15 protein-coding genes are annotated in these 15720 nt (G+C 54.7%); 2 read left to right on the forward strand and 13 right to left on the reverse strand.

Going from position 1 to position 15720, the window contains the following annotated elements; translation table 11 throughout:
* Positions 1–13 precede the first annotated feature (13 nt).
* Positions 14–916: a helix-turn-helix domain-containing protein gene (locus LG300_RS16005; protein ID WP_404376275.1), complete on the forward strand. Its 903-nt coding sequence runs from the start codon at positions 14–16 to the stop codon at positions 914–916.
* Positions 917–946: 30 nt separating this feature from the next.
* On the opposite strand, the gene LG300_RS16010 is transcribed toward LG300_RS16005, so the two are convergent.
* The 13 genes from LG300_RS16010 to LG300_RS16070 all read right to left on the reverse strand — a co-directional run bounded on the left by LG300_RS16010 (position 947) and on the right by LG300_RS16070 (position 14451).
* Positions 947–2398, reverse strand: a complete 1452-nt coding sequence (locus LG300_RS16010) for an aldehyde dehydrogenase (protein WP_404376276.1) — start codon at positions 2396–2398, stop codon at positions 947–949.
* Between the two features lie 68 nt (positions 2399–2466).
* Entirely contained in the window at positions 2467–3756 is a 1290-nt protein-coding gene (locus LG300_RS16015) for a TRAP transporter large permease (protein WP_404376277.1), read from the reverse strand.
* Positions 3746–4273 carry a TRAP transporter small permease gene (locus tag LG300_RS16020; protein ID WP_404376278.1) on the reverse strand — a complete coding sequence of 176 codons (528 nt, stop codon included), beginning with the start codon at positions 4271–4273 and terminating at the stop codon, positions 3746–3748. The genes LG300_RS16015 and LG300_RS16020 overlap by 11 nt, the downstream gene beginning before the upstream one ends.
* Positions 4274–4285: 12 nt before the next feature.
* Positions 4286–5311, reverse strand: a complete 1026-nt coding sequence (locus LG300_RS16025) for a TRAP transporter substrate-binding protein (protein WP_404376279.1) — start codon at positions 5309–5311, stop codon at positions 4286–4288.
* Positions 5312–5632: 321 nt separating this feature from the next.
* Positions 5633–6277, reverse strand: coding sequence for a protocatechuate 3,4-dioxygenase subunit alpha (pcaG, locus tag LG300_RS16030; RefSeq protein WP_404376280.1), 645 nt, complete (start codon positions 6275–6277; stop codon positions 5633–5635).
* Positions 6278–6290: 13 nt separating this feature from the next.
* A complete protein-coding gene (gene pcaH, locus LG300_RS16035; RefSeq protein ID WP_404376281.1) occupies positions 6291–7013 on the reverse strand; it encodes a protocatechuate 3,4-dioxygenase subunit beta in 723 nt (240 codons plus the stop codon).
* Positions 7014–7100: 87 nt separating this feature from the next.
* Positions 7101–8033: a pca operon transcription factor PcaQ gene (gene pcaQ / locus LG300_RS16040; RefSeq protein ID WP_404376282.1), complete on the reverse strand. Its 933-nt coding sequence runs from the start codon at positions 8031–8033 to the stop codon at positions 7101–7103.
* Positions 8034–8099: 66 nt separating this feature from the next.
* Entirely contained in the window at positions 8100–9269 is a 1170-nt protein-coding gene (locus LG300_RS16045; protein ID WP_404376283.1) for an alpha/beta fold hydrolase, read from the reverse strand.
* Positions 9270–9279: 10 nt separating this feature from the next.
* Positions 9280–10482, reverse strand: coding sequence for a 3-oxoadipyl-CoA thiolase (gene pcaF / locus LG300_RS16050; RefSeq protein ID WP_404376284.1), 1203 nt, complete (start codon positions 10480–10482; stop codon positions 9280–9282).
* Positions 10483–10491: 9 nt separating this feature from the next.
* Entirely contained in the window at positions 10492–11259 is a 768-nt protein-coding gene (locus tag LG300_RS16055; protein ID WP_404378059.1) for a CoA-transferase subunit beta, read from the reverse strand.
* A 5-nt stretch (positions 11260–11264) separates the two neighbouring features.
* Complete coding sequence (locus LG300_RS16060; protein ID WP_404376285.1) at positions 11265–12083, reverse strand: CoA transferase subunit A; 819 nt, start codon at positions 12081–12083, stop codon at positions 11265–11267.
* Positions 12084–12270: 187 nt separating this feature from the next.
* A complete protein-coding gene (locus tag LG300_RS16065; protein WP_404376286.1) occupies positions 12271–13599 on the reverse strand; it encodes an adenylosuccinate lyase family protein in 1329 nt (442 codons plus the stop codon).
* Between the two features lie 162 nt (positions 13600–13761).
* Positions 13762–14451 carry a TetR/AcrR family transcriptional regulator gene (locus LG300_RS16070; RefSeq protein WP_404376287.1) on the reverse strand — a complete coding sequence of 230 codons (690 nt, stop codon included), beginning with the start codon at positions 14449–14451 and terminating at the stop codon, positions 13762–13764.
* Between the two features lie 203 nt (positions 14452–14654).
* Here LG300_RS16070 and LG300_RS16075 point away from each other — a divergent pair, with 203 nt between their 5' ends.
* A complete protein-coding gene (locus LG300_RS16075) occupies positions 14655–15662 on the forward strand; it encodes a DctP family TRAP transporter solute-binding subunit (RefSeq protein WP_404376288.1) in 1008 nt (335 codons plus the stop codon).
* Positions 15663–15720 lie beyond the last annotated feature (58 nt).

The raw sequence follows: 15720 nt of genomic DNA on the forward strand, positions 1-15720 counted from the left end.
AGGGAGTTAAGTGATGGCAGTGCACCCCGTGCCCGTTTTCAAGCTATATGGCGAAACACAGCACTGGCCTACGCCGGATTTACTCCACTGCGAATCTATCCCAGAGCGCAGCCGGCTGCATGACTGGCATATTCGACCCCATCGCCATGCCGATCTGGTTCATATTCTGTTGATTAGTCAGGGCAGCGTGGTCGTGGAATTAGAGGGAACACGTCATGAGTTGCAAGGCGCTGTCACCATTGTTGTGCCCGCCATGGCGATTCATGGATTTCGTTTTTCGCCGGACATTCAAGGCCATATTATTACGCTGGCCAAGCCACTGGCGGATCATCTACATGCTCTGATGGGAGAGAGCAGTGCTCTTAAAAAGGCAGACTTCTTTCGACTATCACCTTCCCGCGAGCAAGAGCGTGTTGCCACCTTAGTGGCACACATTGATCAGGAGTACCGCCAGCCTGCCCCCGGACGAAACCAGCTACTCGAAGCACTGATCCAGGCACTTATCGTTGAGCTTTCGCGTCTTGCTAGTGAACCAAGAAGTACGTCGAAACGCTATGCCCCTCGTCAAAGTGACCGGGGGCGGCAGCATGTAGAGCACTTCCAAACTCTGATTGACGCATACTATCGCGAGCAGCCCAGCATTGAGTGGTTCGCTGGGCAGGTAGGCGTCAGCAGTGCGCACTTGAATATGCTTTGTCGCCAACTTGCCGGGCGCAGCGCTCTGCAGCTACTGCACGAGCGTTTGCTATTGGAAGCCAAGCGCCAGCTCACCTACACCAATATGACCATTGGTCAGGTCTCTGATAGCCTAGGCTTCTCCGAACCCGCCTACTTCACACGCTTCTTCAAGCGCAATACCGCGCTTTCACCACGGGAATTTCGGCTGCGCCAAACAGCGGCTAGCGGTACTGCTTAAACCAGCAAACATGGCTTTCAATCCGCGGTCTTAGATAGGGTAGTGACGTGCTCCCAGTTGCACTGTCATCCAACGCAGTTCAGTAAACTCTTCGATGCCCGCTTTACCACCGAAGCGCCCGTAACCGCTTGATTTTACGCCACCAAACGGCATCTGCGGCTCATCGTGTACCGTGGGCGCATTGATATGGCAGATGCCCGTCTGCAGGCGCCCCGCCACTTTCATTGCACGTGCGCTATCGCGGCTAAACACCGCTGATGAGAGGCCGTACTCGCTGTCGTTAGCAATGCGAATCGCTTCTTCCTCACTATCCACACGGATCACCGCTACGACCGGGCCAAAAGACTCTTCGCTATAAAGCCGCATGTCGCTGGTCACGCCATCGATGACCGTGGCCTGCATCACGACACCCTCTGCTTTACCGCCAGCAGCGATATGGGCACCTTTTTCCACCGCATCGTCAATGAGGCCATTGAGCTTTTCCCCTGATGCTGCGTTGATTAACGTGCCCAGCGTATTGCGCTCATCGCGCGGGTCGCCTGCCTTTAGCGCTTTGGCACGAGCGGCAAACTTATCAACAAACGCGTCGGCAATACGTTGATCGACAATCACCCGCTCGGTGGACATACAAATCTGGCCTTGATTAAAGAACGCGCCAAAGATGGCTGCGTCCACCGCCGCATCAATATCTGCATCATCTAGCACCAGAAACGGTGCCTTGCCGCCGAGTTCAAGCAACACAGGCTTTAAATGCCTGGCGGCTTGCTCGGCAATGATTCTGCCCACACCTGTGGAGCCAGTGAAGTTGATTCGCCGCACAGCAGGGTGGGCAACCAAAGCGCTGACCACCTCGGCCGCATCGTCTGGTGCGTTGGTAATCACGTTGACGACGCCATCCCCCAATCCCGCTGCCTGTAACACCTCACCAATTAAGTGGTGTGTTGCCGGGCACTGCTCAGACGCCTTCAGAATGACGGTATTACCGCACGCCAAAGGCGTTGCAATAGCCCGCGTGCCTAGAATAATCGGTGCATTCCAAGGCGCGATGCCCACCACAACGCCACAGGGAACGCGAACCCCCATCGCCATGCTGTCAGGCACGTTGGAAGGGATGATATCGCCCTGGATCTGGGTAGTTAATGCCGCCGCCTCGCGCAACACATCGGCCGCCACCTTCACATTAAAGCCTGCCCAGCCAAGCGTAGCGCCGGTCTCTTCTACCATTCGGTCAATGAAGTCAGCCTGGCGCTGCTCCATGAGCTCGGCGGCTTTCAGCAGCTTGGCGCGCCGCTCTCCTGGTCCGGTTTGTGACCACACAGCGAACGCCTTATCGGCGGCATTGGCGGCCGCCTTCGCATCCCCCACGCTCGCCGCTGCGGCAGTGGTGACGACATTACCGCTTAATGGGTTAGCGCGCGTAAACGTGGCTGTGTGTTCCGCTGGGATTGATTGCCCAGCTGACAATAGCTGCGTGGAGAACATGGCATAAGCTCCTATTATTGTGACTGCAATCGTGCTGGCTTGATGGGTAGCGACAAGCGTACCTCTACCTAGAGGAGAAACAGCGTGCTTAAAATGGGGAAGGCAATTAACAGCGACAGCCTTATCAAGTCGGAGACGACAAAGGGTGCCACCCCTTTGAAAATCTCCCCTAGTCCGACATGGGGCGCCATGGCCTTGATCACAAACACGTTCATCCCCACCGGCGGGGTCATGAGTCCCAGTTCAACGGTCAGTACGGTCAAAATACCGAACCATACCGGGTCGATACCCATCGCCTGAATAATCGGATATACCACCGGCACGGTAATCACCAGCATGGCGATAGAATCCATAAACATGCCCAACACAAAGTAAAGCGCCAGGATACAGAGCACCACGACGAGTGGCGTCAAATCCATGCCGTACAGCACGTCTGTGATGGAGAACGAAATACGCGATACCGAGATGAAGTAACCCAGCGTTTCGGCCCCCACTAGCATAAAGAACACTACCGCAGAGAGCGCCAATGTCTCTTGGACGCTGTGCCATAGCTGCGCGCCACGCATACCTTTCACTAAGGCATAGATCAGCGTGGCAAATGCCCCTACGCTGGCCCCTTCTGTTGGCGTAAAGGCACCAAAATAGATGCCTAAAATCATCACCATGAAAACGCCAAAGAAGGGCACCAAGCCGGTCAGCGAGAGCAATTTCTCTTTCCAGGGCGTAGGCTCACCAGCCACCGCCATAGAAGGGCGTAGATACATCACCACGGTAATGGTGAGTGAGTACATGACTAGCCCCAGCAGACCGGGAATCAGCCCAGCCATGAACATATCGCCCACAGACTGTTCGGTGAGAATCGCGTAGATAAGCAGCGCAATGCTGGGCGGGATCATAATCCCCAGCGTACCGCCAGCGGCCAAGGCTCCGGTGGCCAAGCCACGGTTGTAGCCATAGCGCTCCATTTCCGGTAACGCCACCCGCGTCATGGTACTCGCCGTCGCCAACGAAGAACCTGAAATAGCGGAGAAGATACCGCAGGAGCCTACGGCTGCGATGGCCAAGCCTCCCCTCCAGCCACCGCAGATGATGCGAGTCGATTCAAACAGCTTACCGGCCATACCCGAATGGGCGGCTAATACGCCCATTAAAATAAACATAGGTACAGCACTGAAGCTGTAGTTGGAGAGCACTTCTACCGGGACTGTTTTTAACTGAGCGACCGCCGCATCCCAGCTAATAATCTGAGCAAACCCCACTACGCCCACAATTAGCATCGTGAGAGCGACTGGTACGCGCAGAATCATCAGTACCAGTAATAGCCCTAAACCAATGGCACCAATCGCTTCACTCCCCATGAGTCGTCCCCTCCTCCGTGGCATAAAAAATGCCTAACAAGGCATGGATCAGGCTTCGCAACCCAAGCAGTAAACTAAGTAACGCTGCCAACTGATAAATCGGCCCCATAGGCAAACGGAGGTCTTGAGTCACCTCTCCATACTGGGTAGCAGCCGCTGCCGAATCCAGCAGGCCCACAAAAAGAATTAGCCCTAGGGCCATGAAACCAAGCAAAAAGAAGCCCTGTAAGCGATTTTTTATTCCTTGAGGTAAGCGGTGAGAAAATGCCTCCACCACTACCTGGCTTTTTTCAACATTAGCAGCCATCGCTGCCAATAGCGCAAACAGCATTAAGTAGCTGACCAGCTCAACGCTGCCAGCAACCCGTAGTGCAATAGCGCCTTCCGTTACCCGTGAAAGATAACGAGTACTCACATCCGCAATAGTGACTGCTAATAGGCCAAGAAGGGCAACACCAGCCACGAAGCGACAAATAAGGGCCAACCAGTGGCTGGCCCGGTAAAGAGTAGACTGCATAACACGTAATCTCTATTGGGCGCGGCAAGACTCGCTGGCTGCCAAAGCAGCTTGGTAAACGTCACGCGCCTGGTCCAAGCCGCGCTCCTCCAACTGCGTCAAGTAATTTTCAATGCCTGTTTCAAGCGGCTCTCTCCAATCAGGATGCTCCAGCGGATTTTCAATTTCACGGATGGTATGGCCTGCATCAGCAGCTTCTTGCTTGCCTTCCACGTCAAGCCGATCAAAGACTTCACCCGCCTTTTCCGCCCATTTCATGCCAGAGTTGTTATCAATTACCGCCTGCTGTTCTGGGGTCAGGCTGTCATAGGTGCGCTGGTTCATCGTGGCAACGAAGATCAGCGTATAGAAGGGAACCTCAGTGTGGTAATTCACCAATTCATTAATACGGAAGCCTTTCAACCCTTCCCATGGGAAGCTGAGACCATCAATAACGCCACGCTGCATGGACGTATAAATATCGGGCGCGGGCATACCGACTGGGCTAGCCCCCATATTTTCCAGCATTTCACCTGCTACCGCCGTTGGGCGGCGAATGCGCAGCCCTTCAAGATCAGCTGGGGTCTGTACGTCAGTATCAATGGTATGAATGCCGCCAGGGCCTGTGGTAAACATAAATAGCGGGCGCGTGTCTTCGTATTCGCTATCTAAGTGTCCATCGTCGTAGAGGGTCTGTAGTACACAGGCACCCTGTGTTGCCGTGGCTGCAACGCCCGGCAGCTCAACAATCTGTGACAGCGGGAAACGGCCAGCGGTATAGCCTTGCGCCGTGGCACCAATATCGGTGATACCGTTGGCGGCGGCTTCATAAATGGAATCCGGCTTGGCCAGAGTGCCGGATGGAAACATCTGCACCGTCAGCGCACCATCCGACTCTTCAGCAATCGTATCTGCCCACGCTTGTAGAACATCCTCATTGACACCAGATGCACCTGGCCAGAAGTGGGCCATGCGCAGTGTTGTTTCAGCCTGCGCCGAGCTAAGAGAGAGTCCTGCAACTGCAGCAGCTAATACGCACCGAGCAAATGTCTTCATCATGGGGCTCCAGGCTTATTTGGATTATTATAAGTTCGCAAAGCGAATAGTAGTTCGCTATAAACCTACATTAGTTGACTATTCTGCTCAGGGCTAATCGACATTCGTCTATGTACAGGCTCAGCCACATGGCTTTTTTATCGCCTAACCTTAAGTCATCTGCGCTGCTGCTTTTATGCCTTTACTAAAAAGTACAATGGCGTGAAAAAATTGGACTTTTACAAGACTAATAATCTACCAACGTCTAACCTAAAACAAAAAAGCGTTACCCATATATGAGCAACGCCTTTTTATCTCGATTAACAGTACTGTTGATTAACAGAGTTAGAAGTCAAAGAAGACCGTTTCACCTTTACCCTGTAAGCGAATATCCAGGCGATAGCGTACCTTGCCATTAACTTCTTCACGCTTGGCAATCAGTGTTTGACGGCGAGCCGGAGACTCGATGCGGGATAACACCGGGCACTGGGCATTCGCTTCCGCTTCGTCATCAAAATAGAGCCGCGTTTGCAAGTGAATATTCACACCCCGGGCAAACAGCGTCAGATTAATGTGCGGTGCCATTGGCTGGCCGCTAGGGTGCTTCACCGCTCCGGGCTTGATAGTCGTTAACGTCCACTCACTGCCATGATCAAACGTAGTGGCAGTGCGCCCAAAGCTATTGAAAGGCTTTTTAAGATCGTAATCGGTCTGATAATCACCGTTAGCATCGGCTTGCCAGGCTTCAATAAAGGCATCGCGCACTAAATCGCCATTGCCATCAATAACAGTACCTACCACTTCGATGTGTTCGCCCTCAGCATCAGGCTTGGCCATCTCGTTCCAGATCTCTTCATCGCGCACTGGGTTGCCCGCAGCGGCAAGAGCAAGACCTATATGCACGTAGGGGCCTGCGGTCTGCGAGGCCGTTTCACGCAGTAACAGCTCGCTGGTCGGCTGACTGTTGGGCTGAATAGAAGGCTGTTTCATGATCTCTCCGCCCTTATTGGTTTTCAAAGTAGGTTTGCAGCTCGCCACGCACCACGATGTCAAAGCGATAGGCTAAGCAGTCCATCGGCTTACTGTGGGACATATCCAACCTTCCGATCATCGTTTCAACCGCCTCTGGGTCTTTTAGCGTGTGCACAATCGGGCAAAGCGGGATCAGCGGGTCACCCTCAAAATACATTTGGGTGATTAACCGAGTGGATATCGCAGGTCCAGTGACGGAGACATGAATATGGGCAGGCCGCCAGCTATTGACGTCATTTGGCCATGGGTAGGGGCCGGGCTTAATAGTGCGAAAACGATAAAAGCCCTGCTCATCGGTCAGGCAGCGTCCCACGCCACCGAAGTGAGGGTCCAACGGTGCTAAATACTTATCGTTTTTGTGACGGTAGCGCCCACCGGCATTGGCTTGCCACATTTCCACCAGCGTATGGGGAACAGGCTTGCCGAACTGGTCGACCACTCGGCCAAACATAATAATCCGCTCGCCCTGCGGTAATCCTTGGCCGTGGCTAAAATTAAGTAACAGATCGTTATCGTGCGGCCCCATGCGTAGGTGGCTAAAATCAGGACCAGTCAATTCAGAGAGCGTTGGCTGTTGCAGACTCACCAGCGCTTGCTGGGGCGAGCGTGCCACCGAGGTTTTATAGCCCGGCGCGTAGGCAGGCGGATGCCAGTTGCGATCACGCGTCACAAAGCGTTTGTTATCGTTTTGCATACAGTTATCTCAATAATTGAACAGACAGTATTAGTGTCGTGATTAGTATCCGGCCTGCCAATTAATAACTTACACAGCCTCCATAACCTATGAGTTATGACTTTTCACTACATCTGAGGCCACTTCCCTTAATACTTCGCAAAATGCCTCAGTGGCAAGCGTGGGGTGTAACGAACGATTGATACACAAGCCAACGGAGCCACCGTTGAGTTCCAAGGGCAGCGTTAATTCGCACAGTTCTTCGCGCTGCTGGGCAGAACGCACCGCTTCCTCTGGGGCTACCCAAATAGCCTCGCCAATCAGCGTATAGTGTAAGCCAAGCGCTAGCGATAACGTCTCGATACGCTGGGTAGGCAACGAAAGGCCATGGCGTACAAAAAAGCTATCGACTTGTTGGCGTAGAGTGGTCTGCGGCGGTGGCACAATCCAGGGGTAGGCACACAGCTTATCGGCTGTTAACACCTGCTCGGCCAGCAATGGATGGCCTGCGCGCACTACCAGTTGGAGACGTTCATAGTAGAGATGCTCAAAGCTTAAATCATGAATCTCCCGCGCTTCTGTCATACGTCCAACTACGACATCCAGCTCTCCGCGCCGCAAACGCGATAGCAAGAAAGCGCTGGTCCCCGTTACTACCTGGGCACCTCTTTCGATGGTGGTATCAACTTGCCAACGTCGCAGCGCTTCGGGCAATAAATAGCTTTCTGCGGTGGATAAAACTCCTATACGCAGCCAGTGCGACCCCTCCTGCACCGCTTGTAGGGCATTGACACCTTCCTCAAGGGTACGCACCGCCGGGCCTGCGTGGCGAAGCAGCGTCAGCCCGGCTTGGGTAAGGGAAACCCCTTTTGGCGTGCGCTCGAATAGTGAAACAGCGAGGGTATCTTCTAACTCACGAATAGTTTTAGAAATCCCCGGCTGGGTAATAGACAGGCGCTCTGCGGCACGTGCAAAACTTCGTTGCCGTGCCACTTCGAGAAACGCCTGTAAATGCCGGAGTTTAATACGTGCGTTTAGCATTATATCTCCTCAATAACCTTTTGGTTATGAGGATACTCTGTCAGCACAAACACTGCGAACGGATTTCTACTCCCCCCAGCCCAGCTCTTTAGCAAGCGCGAAGGCGTGATTGGCCGCCGGAACGCCGCCGTAAATCGCCACATGCATCAGCACTTGGCGCAACTCGGCTTCACTCAGGCCAACGCGCTTGGCAGTTTTTAAGTGCAGCGTTAGCTCTTCACGCCCTAGCGCGGCGAGAATCCCGGTAGTAATCATGCTGCGCTCGCGGCGGGTCAAGTCATCGTTGCTCCACAGCTCCCCCCAGGCTAGGCGGGTAATCATCTGCTGGAAAGGCGCATCCAGGCTGTTGGCGTTGGCAGTAGAGCGCGCGACATGCTCTTCTCCCAATACCTGCTTGCGGGTTTCCAGGCCGGTGGCATACGCCACACCATGGCTGGCCACATCGCCTAGATCCGTTGCCAGCACGGCAAGCAGCTTTTGCGAGAACAGCACCGGAGCTTCTACCGAAGGCACATGGCCCACACCGTCAAACACCTCCAGAGGTGCATCATCAAGCTCCTCGGCCAGGGCCTCTAGGGTAGTGGGCGGAGTGGCCATGTCTTCACTACCGCCAAACAGCTGCACTTTGGCGCCCTTTCCAGACAGCTTGCCGGTAAAAGTATCGCGACCCAGCATTTCACACAGCTGGGCGTAGGACTCATCATCGCCACGGCCCATCTGCACGCACCATCCCGCTTTCAGCGCGGGGCTTGCCTCAAACGCCGCGGGGGCAAACCAGCGCGGCACAATCTCTTGCGACATCGCCGTTAAGCCTTCCTGACGCACACGGCCGGCGCGGGTGTTCCATAAATCGGGGTTGCCGATTACTGCACCCGTATTGGTCAGCGTCGCGGAAAGCAGCCGGTCAGGATGTGCGGCAATCAGCTGCTGGCCGACCACACCACCAATCGAGGTGCCGGCAAAGTGAAACCGTTGCACGCCCGCCAGCGCTACCAACGCTAGCAACTCTTCGGCCAGATCGGCAGGAGTTATTTGTGTGCCGCTGACCGCTTGGCTGGCGCCGTGGCCGGGCAGATCCCAGGTAAGCACTCGATAGCGGGGCAGCAGCGCGGGGATCACGTCGTCCCATACCGCTTGGCTCATGCCCAGCGGGTGCGCCAGCACGATAAGGGGATTCACTTCTGAGCCGAGCAATCGGTAGGCGACGCTGCGGCCATTGATGGTATGAAAGGCCATACTACCTCCGTTAAACGCGTTCAATCAGCGTGGCGATCCCCTGCCCGACACCTACGCACATGGTGCATAGTGCGTAGCGCTTGCCGCTGTTTTGCAACTCATGAGCGGCGGTCAGCAGCAGGCGGGCACCCGACATGCCTAGCGGATGGCCTAGCGCAATCGCACCGCCGTTGGGGTTAACGCGAGGATCGTCGTCAGCCAGCCCCAGGTCGCGCATACACGCTAACGCTTGGGCGGCAAATGCCTCGTTAAACTCAAACACATCGATATCGTCCATGGTGATACCGGCGCGCTTGAGCAGTTTCTGTACCGCGGGTACCGGCCCGTAACCCATGATGCGCGGCTCAACGCCAGCCGTGGCCATGCCGATAATTTTTGCCATCGGTTTCAGGCCGTGCTGCTTCACCGCCGCGTCGCTGGCCACCAGCATGGCGGCTGCGCCATCGTTGACACCAGAAGCGTTGCCCGCCGTCACGCTACCGCCTTCCCGGAAAGGAGTAGGCAGTGCCGCCAGCTTCTCCAGCGTGGTTTCCCGCAGGTGCTCGTCCTGGTCAAAGATCAGCGGCTCCTGCTTGCGGCGCGGGATCTCAATCGCGGTGATCTCCTGGGCAAAGCGCCCGGCCTTTTGGGCGGCGGCGGCTTTTTGCTGCGAACGCAGGGCGAAGGCATCCTGGTCTTCCCGGGAGATGTTGAACTGTTCGGCGACGTTCTCCGCCGTTTCCGGCATTGAGTCTACCCCGTACGCTTTTTTCATGACGGGGTTAATAAAACGCCAGCCAATGGTGGTGTCTTCGATTTTTTGACCCCGGGCGAAAGCACTGTCGGCCTTGCCCATCACATAGGGCGCACGGGACATGGATTCCACACCGCCTGCCAGGGCCAGCTCCATCTCACCCGCTTTGATAGCGCGAAAAGCCGTGCCTACCGCGTCCATGCCCGAGCCGCACAGGCGATTCATGGTCGTGCCGGGTACTGAGGTGGGAATGCCCGCCAGCAGCGACGACATGCGCGCTACGTTACGATTATCTTCGCCGGCTTGGTTGGCGCAGCCCATAAAAACTTCGTCGATGGCGGCTGGATCAAGATCCGGCGCTTCAGCCAGTACTGCTTTAAAAATCGTGGCGGCAAAATCGTCAGGACGAACGCTGGCCAGCGTACCGCCAAAACGGCCTACCGCAGTACGGCGAGGGTGGCATAAATAGACATGACTCATCACTCACTCCTACTGGCCTGCATGGGCACGTTCGGTGCGCGCTTTTAACTCGCGCAGAATGGTTAGTTCGTTCTCGTTAGGCACGGGCGTGGTTGCCAACTGCTCCGCAAAACGGATGTCCCAGCCGGTAGCATCGATCACATCTTCGCGACTCACGCCGGGGTGCAGCGATACCACCACTAACTCTTTGGTGTCGGGGTCGGGCTTCATCACGCACAGGTCGGTGATGACCCGAGTAGGGCCTTTACCAATATTGGGAACGTTGTCACGCCCCTTGCCATCGCGGCCAAAGCCCAGCGTTGTCACGAAATCCACCTCATCGACAAACGCACGCTTGGAGTGTTTTAACGTGATAAAGACTTCACCGGCATTGGTGGCAATCTCAGGCGCGCCGCCGCCGCCCGGCAGACGTACTTTGGGTTCGCGATAATCACCAATCAGCGTGGTATTTAGATTGCAGTAACGGTCAATTTGAGCAGTACCAAGGAAACCTACGTCGATTTTCCCGCCCTGCAGCCAGTAACGAAACATTTCGGGCACGGCCACCGTCGTGAGCGCGGTTTCTGCTAATTCTCCATCGCCAATGGACAGGGGCAAGACGTTAGGCTTGGTTTGCAGCGTGCCGGATTCGTAAATCAGCACGACATCCGGGGCATGGGTTAAGCGCGCCAGGTTCGCGGCTTCCGAAGGTAGCCCGATGCCCACAAAGCAGGTAGTGCCATTTTCCAGTGCCCGCGCGGCGGTCACTGTCATCATTTCAGAAGCGGTATATTCCAAGCTCATCAGGCACGCTCCTCTGCGCTGTAGACATGTTCATCCAACCACTGGGTAAAGGTGTCACGATCCCGAGCAATGGCATCCCACTCTTTGTAGAAACGGTTGCTGCGACCGTAATAGCCGTGGGTGTAAGAGGGCAACGCGCCCTTTTCAGCCACCGCGATAGCGCTAATCGCCCAGCCAGGAATCACACAGGCGTTGGGGTGCGCATTTAGGTCATCGACGATCTCTTCCACTGTCACGATGCTGTGCTTGGCCGCCAACACTGCCTCTTTTTGAACACCAACAATCCCTTCTACCAACACATTGCCTTGGCGGTCGGCACGCTGGGCGTGAATGATCGATACATCAGGGCGAACCGACGGTACTGCGGCAAGACGTTCACCGGTAAACGGGCACTCGATAAACTTGATTTGGTCATTAACGCTGGGTAGCTCACTGCCCACATAGCCACGGAACACCGCCAACGGTAGGCCCGCTGCCCCTGCCTCAAAGGCGCAGGCCATGGCCGCGTGGCTGTGTTCAAGAATCTCCACTTTATGTGGCCAGCCTTTTTCGACCGCGTCGCGCAGGCGGTGCAATGAACCCACGCCAGGATTGCCGCCCCAAGAGAAGATCACTTTTTTGGCACAGCCCGCGCCAATCAACTGATCGTAAATAATATCGGGGGTCATGCGGATGAGCGTGAGGTCACGCTTTTTCTGACGGATCACTTCATGACCCGCCGCAAAAGGAATCAAGTGGGTAAAGCCTTCCATGGCCACGGTAGCGCCGTCTTGAACGTAGCGCGCTACCGCGTCATGCAAGCTGAGAAACTCGGCCATGATGGGTGCCTCTTTACTGGTCGTTGCCATACTGGTCAGGAATTGTTCGCTAAACGAACATAGATTCTTAATACGAACAAGTTACTGCTGAAACCCGATTGGGTCAAATGGCGACAGACCAGCGGCACCCCACGCAAGTCCACGTCTAGTGATTGCCACACCCAAAAATACATTTAATAACAATCACTTACTCAGAAACCAGCCACGCCTGAGCACGTTGTACCTGCTTTTCGCTGCTACCAAGGTATAAAGCGGGGTTACAGGCATCACGTAGCGCACCCACCTCGATAACACCTTGTACGTTAGGATGGTTGATAAGCACCTCTGCGTAAGCGCGAGCTTCCAGGCGAGCAGTTTCCGCGGCTTCGGCACTCACCGCTTTGGCTTTATCCGTGCCTAAAGTGGGAGCCAGTAATCGGGCTACCGGTTCGGCCATAATGCCGCCACCTGTGGCCGCCAGATTACGCCACATATTCGCAGGGTAGACTTCAAGCCCTTCAAGCAGTACTGCAACCTGCTCCAGAGCGCCCTCTACCAATAGAACGCTTTCCATTAAGGGCGCCCACTCCGCATGCCATTCGCCCAACCCACGCTCAAGGGGTTGCGCAGCTGCGTTTATCAATACACTGGTATGGCCATGCACTTGCCGTGCTGCACTCCGAATCATGGCGCTGCGTACCGGGTTACGTTTATGGGGCATTGAGGAAGATTCTCCCATTCCCGGTGCCGAGGGCTCCGCCACCTCTCCCACTTCAGTTTGCGTCAGTAGCGATACATCAAGCGCAATTTTTTCAGCTGCCCCCGCCACTGCATCCAACGCCGTGCCGAGCGCATGAATGGGGTAACGGTCGGTATGCCAGGGAAGTACCGGGGCTGCCAAGCCTAACCGCGCGGCCAGGGTATCCATCCATTCAAGCCCAAGGTTATCCCAGCCCGAGTGCACGCCCACCGCGCCGCCAAATTGCACGGGCAGTTCCAGTGCCCGCAAGCGACGACGGCTCTGCTCTAGCCCGATAGCCCAATGAGACACCTTCACTCCAAAGGTGATCGGCAGTGCTTGCTGCATTAATGTGCGCCCTACCATGGGTGTCTGGGCATGAGACTCCATCAACACCAGCGCCGCAGAGCGGCATCGTTGCAACCAACGATCCAGCGACGCTAAGCGCGGTTTCAACAGCAGCATTAACGCTGAGTCGACCACATCCTGACTCGTCGCTCCCTGGTGCCAGTAGCGTTTGAGATCATCAGCCAGTAGCGCACGGCCCCGTTTGACGAAAGGAATCGCCACATTGCCTCCGCTGGCAATGCCTGCAGCAATGTCGGCCACGTTAAAAGTGGCGTTTTCCAACTGGCGACGCATGTTTTGGCTTGCACCGCTGGGAAGTGCCCCACTGGCTTCCTGTACCTCGGCCAGGGCGAGCTCAAAGGCCAGCATGGCGTTGAGCATGGCGTTTTCATCGCATGCATCTAACGCGTGTTGGCTTATAAAAGGGGTTTTTATAAAGGTAGCGGGCATGGTGAAGAGGCCTCCGTTAGCAAGGGCTTGGCAAGAAAGTGCCAAGCTACAGTAGTTCTGAGCTCACCATCTAATTTGTACTTATGTTCGCTCTTCGAACTATAGGCTAAATAGGCCTCTGCATTTTAGGCAACCAAAAATTAAGGAAGACAATCTACATCGTTATCGGGGCGCTTCGGTAGCTGAGTCGCCAAGTAGGACGTAACGCATGACCATATCCGTGACATGATCTTCCAATTTACGCTGAGTTTCTGGAGCCGCCTGTTTCCAGTCAAAAATACGCGAAAAGGTGTGTTGGTTTGAGACATTAAAAAATGACAGCGCGCTAATGAGCCAATGAAGCTCACGGGGATCTAGCCCTTCACGAAAACACCCCTCCTCAACACCGCGGTTGTATACGTTGGTAAGAGCATCAATCACCCCCGCATTTAGCGACTGAATCAGCTTCGATTGCGCCAGATAGCGGCCATGGTGAATATTCTCAATCATGACGAGGCGAATAAAATCAGGATTTTTGGCGTGGTGACAAAACGTAAATCTCACTAACCGGCTGAGTGCCTCCAGCGGAGCCAAGTGATTTAGTTGCAGTTCAGTCTCTTGCAAGCGCACCTTTTTATAAGCAGCCTCTAAAGTATGCAGATAGAGCGTCTCTTTATCTTTAAAGTAATAGTAAATCATTCGCTTAGAGGCACGCGTCTTTTCAGCGATCTCATCAATTCGCGCCCCTGATAAGCCTTTTTCTGAGAATTCTCGAGTAGCAACAGCAAGAATATCGGCCTGGACAGACTCAGGGTCGTTTTTACGCCCGCGTCGTGTGGAAGGGGGCGAAGAAGCTTTGGATTTAGCTGTCATTGATAGACCTTTATTATCGTGATCGTCTTTAGTCTAGTATGCCATACCTTGACTGAACGTACCATTTCGTACATTGTTGATCTGGACAGAGTGAAAGGACCATGCACGCTAATCTCATGGCTTTTCAAGCCCTATGACAACGGCCCGATAAGAGGACAATAATAATGTCTCTATTCCCGATGATTTCATTACAAAAAGCACCTATGAAACGCACGCTCACGGCGGCGATCACAACGGCGGCGCTCCTCTCTGCAGCTCATGCTTCTGCACAAACCTTACGCTTTGCCCATGTTGACCCTGATGACTGGACAACCTCTAAAAAGGGGGCAGCTGGCCAAGTATTCAAAAACTTAGTAGAAGCCGAAACCGACCTGACGGTTGAGCTCTATCCGGCGGGCTCTTTAGGGGGGGAAACCGAACTTATTGAAGGTGCACAGGATGGCACCATTAGCATTGCGATGGTCTCTGGCGCCTATGCCAACTTCTGCCCAGCCGTCGCGGTGACGGATATTCCTTATACATTTCCTTCAGCGCCAGTAGCTTGGGAAGTTATGGATGGTGATTTTGGCACCGCGCTAGCTGAACACTGCTTACAACAAACCGGACTGCGTACATTAGCCTATGGCGAAACTGGCTTTCGCCACTTCACCAACTCTGTCCGCCCGATCAACTCACCGGAAGATATGCAGGGCTTAAAATTCCGCGTGCAAACCATTCCGCTTTACTTAGAAATGGTCAGCGCGCTAGGTGGTGAGCCTCAAGGTATCGCCTGGGGTGAAGTACCGACAGCACTTGCGACCGGCGTAGTAGACGGCCAAGAGAACCCCATATCGGTGATCTATGGCAACAACTTCTACGAGTTTCAGGACTACCTAACGCTCGATCGCCATGTATATGGTGTGGATCACATTCTGATCAACGATGAGATATTCCAGTCTCTTTCCGAGGAAGAGCAAGCCGCAGTGAAGCGTGCCGCCGTGGTTGCTGGTAATACCGGCCGCGCCATCCAGCAATTTAACTCGGCCGAGGGGATCACCAAGCTAGAAGCAGAAGGCATGGAAATCACCCAACCTACCGCTGAACAGATGGAAGCCTTCCGTTCAGCAGCTCAGCCGCCTGTACAGGCATACCTACGTGATGAACTAGGCGATGATGCCGAGTGGATTGACCGCCTCACTTCTGCAGTAGATGAGGCCTCCTCTCGCTTCTAACACACCGTTCATAGCTAGCTTGCGAGTAGGCCACTAGCGGCCTACTCGCCAACTTACG

The organism is Vreelandella aquamarina (assembly GCF_044805175.1).
Classification (GTDB): Bacteria; Pseudomonadota; Gammaproteobacteria; order Pseudomonadales; family Halomonadaceae; genus Vreelandella; species Vreelandella aquamarina_B.

Bases quoted from the DNA above. Each gene is read 5' to 3' on its own strand.
- LG300_RS16005 (WP_404376275.1), top strand. From the start codon at position 14: ATGGCAGTGCACCCCGTGCCCGTTTTCAAGCTATATGGCGAAACACAG.
- LG300_RS16010 (WP_404376276.1), bottom strand. From the start codon at position 2,398: ATGTTCTCCACGCAGCTATTGTCAGCTGGGCAATCAATCCCAGCGGAA.
- LG300_RS16015 (WP_404376277.1), bottom strand. From the start codon at position 3,756: ATGGGGAGTGAAGCGATTGGTGCCATTGGTTTAGGGCTATTACTGGTA.
- LG300_RS16020 (WP_404376278.1), bottom strand. From the start codon at position 4,273: ATGCAGTCTACTCTTTACCGGGCCAGCCACTGGTTGGCCCTTATTTGT.
- LG300_RS16025 (WP_404376279.1), bottom strand. From the start codon at position 5,311: ATGATGAAGACATTTGCTCGGTGCGTATTAGCTGCTGCAGTTGCAGGA.
- pcaG (WP_404376280.1), bottom strand. From the start codon at position 6,277: ATGAAACAGCCTTCTATTCAGCCCAACAGTCAGCCGACCAGCGAGCTG.
- pcaH (WP_404376281.1), bottom strand. From the start codon at position 7,013: ATGCAAAACGATAACAAACGCTTTGTGACGCGTGATCGCAACTGGCAT.
- pcaQ (WP_404376282.1), bottom strand. From the start codon at position 8,033: ATGCTAAACGCACGTATTAAACTCCGGCATTTACAGGCGTTTCTCGAA.
- LG300_RS16045 (WP_404376283.1), bottom strand. From the start codon at position 9,269: ATGGCCTTTCATACCATCAATGGCCGCAGCGTCGCCTACCGATTGCTC.
- pcaF (WP_404376284.1), bottom strand. From the start codon at position 10,482: ATGAGTCATGTCTATTTATGCCACCCTCGCCGTACTGCGGTAGGCCGT.
- LG300_RS16060 (WP_404376285.1), bottom strand. From the start codon at position 12,083: ATGGCCGAGTTTCTCAGCTTGCATGACGCGGTAGCGCGCTACGTTCAA.
- LG300_RS16065 (WP_404376286.1), bottom strand. From the start codon at position 13,599: ATGCCCGCTACCTTTATAAAAACCCCTTTTATAAGCCAACACGCGTTA.
- LG300_RS16070 (WP_404376287.1), bottom strand. From the start codon at position 14,451: ATGACAGCTAAATCCAAAGCTTCTTCGCCCCCTTCCACACGACGCGGG.
- LG300_RS16075 (WP_404376288.1), top strand. From the start codon at position 14,655: ATGAAACGCACGCTCACGGCGGCGATCACAACGGCGGCGCTCCTCTCT.